The 11,479-nt window shown below is 41.0% G+C and carries 5 protein-coding genes and 1 pseudogene; all 6 read right to left on the bottom strand.

Going from position 1 to position 11,479, the window contains the following annotated elements; all coding sequences use genetic code 11:
• Positions 1 to 60: 60 nt before the first annotated feature.
• Positions 61 to 5,265, bottom strand: a complete 5,205-nt coding sequence (locus LEP1GSC190_RS20100) for a GumC domain-containing protein (RefSeq protein ID WP_004281047.1) — start codon at positions 5,263 to 5,265, stop codon at positions 61 to 63.
• Complete coding sequence (locus LEP1GSC190_RS03695) at positions 5,259 to 6,020, bottom strand: hypothetical protein (protein WP_004281208.1); 762 nt, start codon at positions 6,018 to 6,020, stop codon at positions 5,259 to 5,261. The genes LEP1GSC190_RS20100 and LEP1GSC190_RS03695 overlap by 7 nt, the downstream gene beginning before the upstream one ends.
• 555 nt (positions 6,021 to 6,575) lie before the next feature.
• A pseudogene (locus LEP1GSC190_RS20095) lies at positions 6,576 to 6,926 on the bottom strand (transposase); the annotation flags it as partial.
• Positions 6,927 to 7,162: 236 nt separating this feature from the next.
• Complete coding sequence (locus tag LEP1GSC190_RS03685) at positions 7,163 to 8,164, bottom strand: nucleoid-associated protein (protein WP_002761625.1); 1,002 nt, start codon at positions 8,162 to 8,164, stop codon at positions 7,163 to 7,165.
• 602 nt (positions 8,165 to 8,766) lie between these two features.
• A complete protein-coding gene (locus LEP1GSC190_RS03680) occupies positions 8,767 to 9,693 on the bottom strand; it encodes an Rpn family recombination-promoting nuclease/putative transposase (protein WP_004281142.1) in 927 nt (308 codons plus the stop codon).
• 400 nt (positions 9,694 to 10,093) lie between these two features.
• Entirely contained in the window at positions 10,094 to 11,473 is a 1,380-nt protein-coding gene (locus LEP1GSC190_RS03670) for an N-acetylmuramoyl-L-alanine amidase (protein WP_036048526.1), read from the bottom strand.
• Positions 11,474 to 11,479 lie beyond the last annotated feature (6 nt).

Genomic DNA, 11,479 nt, shown 5'->3' with positions numbered 1-11,479 from the left:
AGGCAATCGATATTTTTAAGTGTGCGGAGTCGTATCCAGTCTGCCAAGGAAGTTTCCCATTTACATCCACATACGTCGGAGTCCAATTGGTGGAACCAACCGCATCCCCTCCTGGTCCGGGGCTTTCTCGTAGGGAAAATTACCGTCAACGTCCTCGATCGGATCATAAATCGGAAGACTCGAATCCTCCAAACCTTTTAAAGCCTCCACCGAATTCAACACTCCGTCGGCATAGGATTGCATTTGGGCAAGGGCGGGAGTGTTGAAAAAATTCAGAAGAGAATCAAACTGGGTCGTAAGGTTCGTCATCGGAGCTTGGATGTTTCCATCCAAAGTCTGAAACAATGCCTTCGCGTCATCTATCTCCTTCTGCCAAGCGACTAAGTCCTGTTTGACGCCCGTTCCGGTCAGTAAACCAAACACCGAAGTCAAATTCCCGGACTGAATCAGTTGAGACAACTGCGCTTGTGGATCAGACATCCCCGCAATCAAAGCCGCAAGTTCCGCTTTTTTCTGATTGATTTTGGCCGTATCCAACTGATCAACACCTGTCTGACTGCGGATCGAATCCTTGTAAAAATCAACCGAGGAATAACTCCCAATCCCCGCCGCCTCGGTCAACTCCCCAAAAAGACCATTCGCTTCCGATTCCTGCTCTGAAAAGTAGTCGTCACGAAGACCACTTAAAATTGTGCCAGCTTTCACACCTTCCGAAAAGCTACGCATTCCTCCAGCCAAGTTTAACCAAGCGGAAGTTCCTTGTATCACTGCATTCCCGAAAAGAAAGGTACTTCCGAAACTGAAATATTCACTCACCTTTCTTAAATCGTTTTCGTCCTCCGACATCCTAAGAGAAATCCTGTCGGACTCATCCAAATAACCGTGATCGTCTTCGTAAAAGGAAAGAGTAGCCTGAGATCGGTCCTTCATTTGATTCAAGTCTATTTGAAATTTTGCATATTCGCCATCGTCTGCAAAAATCTGGGTCAAAGATTGACCCGCGTTCTTAATGTAGTCCAAGGCGATTTTTCTCGCGCGGATCTCAAGTATTTCATCCGAAGAACCAGAAAAAGTAGAATAGAGAGAATTGATTTCGTTCGTGAGTCCTAAATAGATAGGATCAAATTTTCTCACAGAAGAATCCGAGCCTAAATTCCCCAACTTCAACAAAAGAATTTCAGCCACTCTCGCGTCGAGTTTCGCCGCCTCCGTTTTGGCGGTCTCTTCCACACCGCTTACCGTGTCTTGGAGTTCCTCAATCCCAGCGTCTTCGTCGAGTAAAAACCCAAGTTGCGCCTTCTGTGCGGTAACCGACGCCCTTTGGCCTTCCAAAGCCTGGATCAAAATACCGCTCATCCCTCCAAAAATCGCGCTCCTTTCATCGATCGTATTTCTGTAATACGAATAACGGGAAGAATAAGTCGAAAAAGAATCCGCCACCGATGAAAACTTGGAATCCGTACCAGTCAAAAGAGAAGTGACGTCATCGGGTAGATCGTTCCCGGAAGAATCTTTTTTACTAAAAGTAGATTTGAAAGTATCGATTTGCGCTTTGAGAGTTTTTCTAGTAGCCAAATCCAAAGTGGACATGTCCACCATCGTTCTCGCTTTTTGAAGTCTATCCAAAGCCTCTAATCTTAAATGCCCAATACGAGTGGAAAGGTCGTCCCAGTATTCTTCTAGGGAAGAAGTTTTTTCCTGATATGTACCGAAAGCGGTCGTAACTTTTTGGACTTCCAATTGGTATTCAAGACTGTCCTCGCTTCCAACGTGGGAGGTCGCATACGCTTTGTAAGTCGAAAGTGCGCTCGAAAAATCCGTCTTGGCTGTTTGAAACGCAGTTACGTTCTCGTTCCACTTAGACAAAGAATTCGAAAGAGCGGTGTTCCAAACGTTGAAGTCTTCAATCTCTAAATAATCGGGATTTAAATTGTAGTTCGTCGTAAACGAATTTAAGTAAGAGGAAATATTTCCCATACGAGTCGTAAACTCGTTCAAGTTGCCCTTATCCGTATTGTCAAACTGAGAGAGCAATTCGTCGGAATGGGTGAGGATCGGATCCAAACTCGAAGAGAATTTTTCCACGGCAAAGGGGAGTTTTGGTTTTTCCACGTTCCCGTTTTCGTTGTCTTTTACGGTTTTGGAAAGTGCCTCTACAAGTCCCTGTAGCTGCGATTTTACTTGGGCTGCACCCTGGTTACCGAAAACGGAAACCAAAACCAAATTTGCAGGATTCAAAAGCAAATTCACTTTTTGAACGAGAGTCTGACCGGGACTGGAAACCGCGTCCTCCAATAGTTTGAGTTTTTCCTTACTCGATTCAAAAGATTGAATCCGGTTCCAAAGATCGCCGAAAAAATCCTCGGTGCGTTTTGCGTTTGATTGATCATAGTTTTTGGAAAAATACACCTTTTCGTTGTCTTTGAGCTTTTCCCTCGCTTCCGAAATCTGAAGATCCGCTTGGTAGATTTCGTATTTGATACCTCCGTTAGGCGCATTCGGATCGTATGTTCCCATATTCACGGAACCGATGTCCCCCAAAAACTCAGGAGAAGAGTTCATTACTAAAATCTGAAGTTGTTTTGCTTGCTCAAAACGTTTCCGAGCCAGCTCCAACTCCGCCTGAGCCGTAGTCAGAGCGATACTTTTTTCCTCCGCTAACTTTTTAGCAGCTTCAAGCTCCGACAAAGAGGTGTTCGCCGGTGGGGTCGAACTTCCGGAACCGCTGCTTGAGTTTGGATCCGTTCCTTGTGTGCCTCCGCCGACGGGACTCGTTCCGTTCAATTGTTGAAGAAGGGCCAAATACGCCGATTGTTGCGTTTCGTATGCGGTTTTTGCGACGTTTAGCTCCGTTTGAAGTGCGGGCATGTTGCTCACGTTTACGTTTGCTTCCGCGTAGTCCCAGACCGCCTGTGCTCTGTTTTTTTTCTTTTCGAGTTCGTCAAGTTCCGCTTTTGCGAGACGGTATTCAAATTCGGCCGAGCTGTAGAGATACGGATCCGAGGAATTTCCGTTATTGTCTAAAACCCCCGAACCTCCGTTGTTTCCGAGTATATCTTCGTCGTGGATTTTGTTCTGAACCGAAGCCACGTATTGCCGGAACTGATTTCTAAGAGTACTCCATTTGTTAATCTCTTGCTGATACGTACCGATGAGGTTCGTATTCGGAGAGGTCTTTCTATTTTCTTTGTCGATCTGATCCTGGTACCAAGCGATGTTTGATACGATTGAACCGATCGTGTCCGCGCTGGAAAGAATTGTTCCTTGCAGGCCGTTTAAGTGGGAAACGTATTGTTCCTGGCTGATCGAAAGGTATTGATTCAATTCTTGTAATGCTTTTTGTTTGTTCTCTTTAAGTCTAACTTCAGACTCGTCCCATTTTTTTAATCCTTCTTCGATCTGTTTATTAATTTCCTCGTTCCATTTCGCTTTTGCATCCAAAAGAACATAGTATGCTCTAGACCACTTGTCTTCGTTGCGAACCCGTTTGTCCTCTGCAACTCGGTCGTATTCCAGTTTTTTCACGACCAACCTTTCAATCGCTTGGTCCCAAAGAGCCTGTCCGTCCTGTAGAGCTTGTAAGATTTTTTCCTGGGCGTTTGAACCCGAAACGTCGTCGTAGCTCGTAGGAATCGTCGCAAGATCGTCCAAAGAATTCAAAAGCTGACCCGTTGCGGGATCTAGTTGTTGTTTCGTTTTTTCGATGAGTAATTCGGTAAGTTGGGTCGGATCTTCTTCCTGAGCAATCGCTATGTCCATGTCTCGGTTGAGCGATTGAATGAGGCCCTGTCTTGCGGGAAGTTTAACTCCGTTTTCTTCCAAGTGAAAGTAGTTTTTGTAATAGGATTCGATTTCGTCTAACTTCTTATCGAATTCCACCTTTTCCACTCCGGTAAGCCCGGTCGCACTCGAAGAAGTTAATATGCCGTTTTTGATCGAAACAATATTGTTTTCCCAAAGAGCGCGGACTCCCGAAATCCCCGCATTGATCGCATTGTCCCAGGCTGACAAACGAGCGGTCCCGTCTCCTGTGGTCGCGTTTTTAGCCGCGTCCGCCGCCTTCACTAAGTTCTCAAGTGCGTCCCGAATCTCTTTCTTTTTATCAACCGTAAAATACGATTCGAAATTCTGTTTCTTGAAGTTCGCTTTCCAAGATCCTCTCTTTTCTAAAATCTCCTCCGAAAGTTCCGCTTCCCATTCGACCGCGATCGTTTGTTTTTGATTTTCCAGTTGGATCCTGAATTCTTCTTTCGCAGAAGACGTCCCCGAAAAGCCTTTCAGTTCCTTTTCGATCTCAAGACTCGCATTCGCTTCCCACTGAGCCTTCAGGATTCGTTTCCCACTTTCGATAATCGACTGCCATTCCAAAGCGTCCGAAGTTTTTTCCGCCGCGTTGTAATACGATTCCAGTCTTCCCTTGGCCTTATTTTTGTTTTCAAAATTTTGATCGAAAGGATCCGCAAATAAACTCCGCGATTCAAAAACAGGCAAAAACGCAAACTCGAACAAAAATACAAAAATCAAAGGAAGCGCCACCCTCTTCGTCCATCTTTTCGATGTTAAACGAAGCTCGTGCGACGTTTCTAAAGATTCAAAACCTCTAAATTCCCCTCGAAGTCGGCTTCCGCTATTCTTAACTCCGGTCAAAACCACGTCAGACGACACACGAATTTTGCCTCGCAGTAATTCCAATCCATCCAAAAGTGTCATCATCTCCCATATCGAAGGCCTTTTTTCCACCCTTCTTTCGTCACGAGGATGATTTTCTCTTCCGTCTTGAGTTTTTGTCGTTTTGGTTTTTTTTCCGATATTTTGACGGATTCTTTGATCTGGGAACACCTTCGAATCCGAACCAAATTGGAACGAAGAGTTCTCGTAATTTTTTTGTGCAATTTTCTTTACGATCGTTCCTCTTGAGTCTTTCTCGTTCAAGTTCCTCATCTCCAAACGCAAATCCATTCGAACAAATCGTTCTGTTTCCGTGGTTTGTCGTTTGAGTTTTTGAACCAGAGATTCAAGCCGTAAAAACAAAGTGCGGGAACTACTTTCCGAAAAAAGTCCATTCCACTTTCTAAATGTATGAGAAGAAAAACTCGAATCGTATTTCGGCGTTTCTTCCTTGTAAGGAAACTCATCACAAATGGATGGATTGAGATCGATTTCTAAAACAGGGTCCTTTCGTGCGAACAATTTCTCTCGAAAGGTATTTAGGAAGGAGGCGGACTTTAAGGATTGAGAAGTGCGGGATGGGTCGGTATTTAACATGATTCGGTTTGTCCTTCAGGGAAATTCGGGGGAAAAGAAAAGAGTAATGCGAAATAGCGGTGAAACTTAAAAGATACAAAAGATCGTTCCAATCGTTTTAGATTTACCGAAGTGAAATCAAAATCGATTCGGTTCATTCGAAATAGCGAAACAACAGATTGGCAGGACTTGAGTTTGCGATTTTCCCCGCTACGAAAAGTAACGGCCAAATCAAATAAGGTCGAACCGAACCAGCCATTGTTCATTTTGCGAATGCTCGAAAACGCAACAGGCGGTGTCAAAAGTTGATTCAATTGGCGAGCAGCATTCAAAGTCACAGTTAGAAAAAAATCAAACTGGAGAGTTAAAAGTTTATCTTCCGACAAATATACAAAAACGGGATCCAGAGGATCCAAGACCAAATCAGAAATCTCTGCGAAAAACTTCTCTTTTTTCTTTGAAGTTTTTCTAAGTGGAAATCCCTCTTTCGGTAGGGACTTTGAATCCGATACGCTCGAATTCAAAAACTCTATATTCAAATCTTCTAATTTACTTGTGGAAACTCCACGATTTAAAACAAAACCACTGCTCCGGCTCGGTTCTTCCGGGTTCAAAACGGAAACTTCATTCTCATCTAAAGAAATCGAGAAAACGTTTTTTTCAAACTCAAAGTCTGCGCGAATGACCCGTAGCTCTGTCGAAAATGAACGGGGCTCCTTCGGTTCGGAATCAAAAAAGAAAATTAAAGGAACAACCAATACAAGGGTTAAACTCAATACTAATAGCCGAAATTCTTTTATATGTAACTGCATCGGTTTGCCCTGCGGTGATATATAAAGAAATATACTTCACAATTCAACAAAATTTTGTTCTGTAACGATGTTTTTTTAGGCGTTAGGTGGCCTCCTTAGGAAATCTTGCTATGTTGGCAACCCATATCGAGCAACGTAGCTTGAGTTTTCTTTTTGGCCGGTGCCCTTCCTATTTAAGAGAAAATGGGCAAAAGTTACGGCAGCTAAAAAGAATCAAACCGCCAATTACGTCGGAATGGCCGTTTTGTCGGAGGGACTACTGCGAGAATTTAACAAACATGAGTTCGGTGTAACAAATGCAAAGCGATTACAGCGTAGGGAAGCGAAAGCCAAACGTGTAAAATCCTAAAATCAAGTTTACAGAAATCAAACTGCGGATGAACGAAATGAGGAATAAAAAGGGCTAAATGCCGATGAAGTCAACTGAACATTGTTGTAAAAAAGACGGCTTGTTCAAGAGCGTATTGAGTTTACAGCGTTATGGATCATGTCGATTTAAAATCGGAGGAAAACAATGAATCAGTTTTCCATCATTTTCTGGGGTCGAGTGAATCTTGATTCGTTTTGAGAAACGTCATTTACACAGGAGCGCTGACACCCTCTATATTTCAATTTTTTTAAAGTGTATTTGGTTCTATTAAACAAGGAACTCAAATTAACCGGACAAAAATTCGCCATGTCGTTTCTTTTCCAACGACGCAAGATATATTTTTGGGGATTTAACTCAGGTGCATAAGGAGGTAAAAATTCAACTTAAAGCCGCTTTGTATGTTCTCGTAAAGAATATTTACGGCTTTACCTTTTATCGGCGGATAGATTATCCCAAACTAATAAAATCTTTTTACGATTTTCCTTTAGAACTTGTCCCAAAACCTGAGAAAAGAAATCGGCTCCAAAAGCTCGTAATAAAGCGAAACGTAGGAGTTCCCACGGATCATAGCTCTTTGATAATTTACGGGCTTTCGAACAGATTTTATTGTTCGTGCACTCTTGTCGGAGTTCTTACGATTCCAAGTTTTGGGACAAGTTTTTAAGATTACGTTTTTGGCAGTTTCGCATTAGCGATCCCGAACGGAGCGAGGAGACGAAGTTAAGCGCCGTAAGAATTATCTTTCTTTAATTATTTTTGCAATGATTTTTAGAATTCTATTTTGACCTTTTGACTCAATCCAGGCTAGTTGTTTATCAATAATTAATTGCTGGGGAACAGTAACGATTATCCCTTCTTCTAGAATAAACTTCCTAACTCCTGATTTTTTCTTCGTTAAATCACTAAATTCTTTCTTAATTGGATATAACGGAACTTTATTTTTCTGAGCTTCGTTGTTAAAGTCTTCAAGTAAAGTCGGAGGAACATACTCTGAAGCGAAGTCAGACAGTTTAATTGTTTTCCGATTGCTAATAAGTTCAGCGTGCAAACCCGATAAAAGATCAATAGATTGTCCTACATTCAATCGACTTTGTGAGGCAAATTTGCTCACAAAGTTAATAAATTGTTTAGTCAGTTCTATAGGTGATTCAACGTTCTTTGCCTGGAGAAAATTAGTTAACCAGAATGTAGCTATCTCATCGGAATTAACTTGATCATCCATCGCGTATGATTCTATAAAAGAATGTCCATTAAAAACGAACATTGCTAATTTGAATACTTTAGTTTTTTGAGTTAGTAGAATGTTTTCCAAATCATTAAGATTATAAGATTTTCGCGAATCATCAAATTTGGCTTCTGAGCCTCTCATCCCTTCTAACTTTAAGAGACAAACGTATTCGTTCTCGTAATCGTTTTTACCTTTAATGATGATTAAAAAGCCATCAGAAATATTTTTTCTGTTCTGCTTTGAATATAAAAATTCAGCAATTTCGTGCGATATGCTGATTATTTTATCTTGTCGTTTTTCACCTTTGATAAAACGCACTTTTTCGCCAATAAGGCCAGGTTTGCCGCCAATGAACTCAATAGGTGAAAAATTTTTCTTTTCTTGGGCTTCCTCTATCTTTTCCTTCCAAAATTCAGGATTGATTACCTCAGAAAAACTTTCGGAAAGTTTGATTCTTTGTTTCGAATCACTTTGTGGAACCCAATGTATAATGACTTTATCTATTAGCATGTGATTTCCTTATGGCAGACAACTCATAATCATTTAACGTCGTATAAACATCTAAAATTAACAGAATATACGAATATTATAAAACCATGGCAATCTATCAATCCAAATAAGCTTAAAAAATAGAGTTGGAGCGAAGTTCAACGAGGCCAATGGATGATTCTTTTAAAATGGGTTCTACTGTGATGCAAGAGGTAACTTTCTCATACGTATCTTAAGTCACATTATTAACATTTGTTCATTGCATGTTCTGGCATATTGGTAACACTCTAATATCCGTCACGTTCGTTCGCAGCGGCAAATTCAATCAGTTTGGATTTTGCGCCATAAATAGGCTTCGTTGATCTCTGCCTTGGTTATCACAGGGAGGTAGTCACGTAGATATTTTAACTCTGATTCGATTCGTTGCAATTCCGTGATTGTATCCATTATTTTCTCCCAATCTCTTCCGGATATTCATCGGACTCTCGAATCCAATAGTACAAAACAAAGAAGAGTTTCGTTTTGAAATTTTTGATAAATAACTATGCAGAAGTTTTTAGGTATGTCGGATGAGTAGAAAACGGAAAGTCAAGCCCACTCAAATAGTTGGATAGAAGTCGACTTTAAAGAATTCCATTTTCTTTCAGGGTTTTTTCGGAGAGTCCTGTAATTTCTAAAACGGTCTTTAGATCAATCCCTTTCTTTAGCATTTTACCGGCATCTTCCAATTTACCCTTTTCGATTCCTTGCTGCATTCCTTGTTGTATGCCTTCTGAAATGAGTCTCTCCGCTGTAGTCACTGTTAGTTCCTCATATTGTTCTAATTTTGATCTTTCCAAAACTCTTTTGAGTTCCGTAGGTTTTAAATCACGGGCCCAATAAATATACAACAACAGTTTCCGTAAGATTGCAACCCTTTTCGATTCTTCCTCTATTCCTAATAATAGCGAAAATAACCCCGGTAAGTGAGAAACAAATTCCAAATCCCCTTCCCGGATTTTTTGAACCACTCCCAAAGTGACTTGAAAAGTAATGCTTTCCAACTTCTTCTTCAACTCTACTTCTTTTAGATCGAATAAGTCTATTTTAAAATCAGGAATAAAGTCCTTCAGAATTTCCGTTTCTTGTTTTGTTAATACGAACTGGTCCAAAAATCGATCTCCCAATTTCCATTCTTTTTCTCCGTGATAGAACACGAATGGAATTACAACCGATAGCTTCTCTCCATTTCTTTGTTGGTTTCGATAGATTTCCGTTAAATATCCTAATAATTGAATATAGATGGTGTTTTCTAAATAACTTTTGTGTTCGAAAAGTAAATAGACGTTCGACTTGTTTCCGGACTTGAGAGGGATTTGAAACAGCAGATCTGTTTGTTCTTGTTTTAATTCCTCGGATATAAAGCTCGATTCGGTCAATTCCAAGTTTTCCAAGTCGAGTAGTTTGACCACTTCCGGCGCTAACGTGTTTTTGAAAAAAGTAGCCGCTTCTTTTTTGTCCTGAAAGGTTTCTCGAATCAATCGATCGTGAGGATTGTTCACTTCGGTCATCCGTTATCCTTGAGCTATCATTTTTCTCGGTCAATTCCATTTGGGAATTCTTCTAACCTACCATTCTTCCATAAAAGGCAGAGTTCGAAATTTTTCACAAAAGCGTTGTTATATTTGATGGGTGTTTCTACGAATTTTTCCGTGGGAATGGAACGATTGAATTTCTAAGGGTTCATTTGGGATTTTCGTTTGCCGGTTTTTCCAGTGAAGTTCTCATCTTATCATTTTACTTTTTTAAACGAAACTCCGGTTTTCCGGACCCGGCTTTCTACCGTTGGTGTGGATCCCACTGCATGTGTTCATTCGTTTCATTTCTTTATTTTTAGTTCCGAAATCTTGATCTTTTTATATTCTCCTCTATATGCCAGCTCAAGTCTTTGTTAATTTAGACTTTGGAAGGTTACTCGCTTACGATCTGAAAATAATTTCCTTCTTTTCTTGTTTCGTAACGTTTCCAATTTATTTTTTTACCAACCGGAATATAAGGATAATTTTGTTTTTTAATCTTGAGCCCATGAACCAAAGAATAGATACCGGCCGCGAGCGAAATCGCGACATCCTTTTTATACTTCGTCATTAAGATCATATCTTTTTCCTTGTCGATATAACCGATTTCCAAATAAGCGGAAATCGCATTGATAAAAGTCGGTAAAGCATAGGTGGAGAGATACGGTTTATTGATCGGACCGGGTTTTCCTTCGGTCTTTCTTTTTCGAAGGCCGTATTGAACAAATCTCATCAATTCCGCAGAAGCGTAATGATTATCCCCGCCGAAACCTTCTCTACCATCTTCTCTTCTCCAAAGCTCAGGTTGAGACTTTTCTCTTTCCCAAAATTTTCCTTCCGCGATAAAATCCTTATGACTTTTAGAATAAGGCCCTTTTCCGCCGAGTTTGGCGAGCTCTTCCCAACCTGGGACATCCTTATATTTCCAATGAATCATGTTTTGACGATAACCTTCGAATGCAGATAGATCCGTTTTTTTACCGCTTTGATTCGGCCAATATCCGTGAAAGTAAATCCAAGCGTCCGCGATCGCGTTTTCTAATTTGGACCAACCGCTTTTAAAAACCATCCACTCACTCCAAGGAGAACGTTCGAACTTCTCCTTTTCAAACCTACCTTCTCCGATTCCTTTTAATATGTAAAAAGTTCTGTAAGAAGGCGTAAGCACCGCCGCCATCCCGCCCGGATGTTCCTTGTAACTTGGATTGAGATGAAGGGAAACGACCAAGTTCGGTTTCTCCCTGTTGATAAACGAAATTCTTCCTTGCTGGACCTTTTTCGTTTTTTTATCCGGATAATCGAACAGACGGAACGGAGCGTTCGGATCCTCGTTCGAAGAATATTCTCTTTCTTCGGCATTTTCATTACGAGTCATAACGGAATCGATTCGGATCCAAGGGATATCGTCGCTCGTAAATAACTTCATATAGGATCGGAAGATTTTGAATCCTTCTTCGGTTTTCGTAAGATCCAAAACTTCCTTGAGTTCTTTAGAAAGTTCTAATACAATTGTTTTCTCTTTTTTTTCCTTGAAAGACGCTCCTGCCTTGTAGAGTTCCAAATACTTGTCCGAGATAGGATCGTATTTGTCTCCGTGATCCTCTTTGGGTTTAAGGTCCAGACCTCCGTGCCCGGGATCGATTACTACTTTAAAAGTTTTAAGAGGAGATAACGGGCGAGTGGTTTTTGAATTTGGCGTCCCTCGATCTTCGGGACCGGCCAAAAGAACCGATCCCAAAAGCAAAACGTGGAGGAGAATAAAACAACGGATCAGAAAACA

It is taken from the genome of Leptospira mayottensis 200901116, from assembly GCF_000306675.2.
GTDB lineage: Bacteria > Spirochaetota > Leptospiria > Leptospirales > Leptospiraceae > Leptospira > Leptospira mayottensis.
Note: the sequence above shows the minus strand (reverse complement) of the source record. Positions and strands in the feature narration are given on the sequence as shown.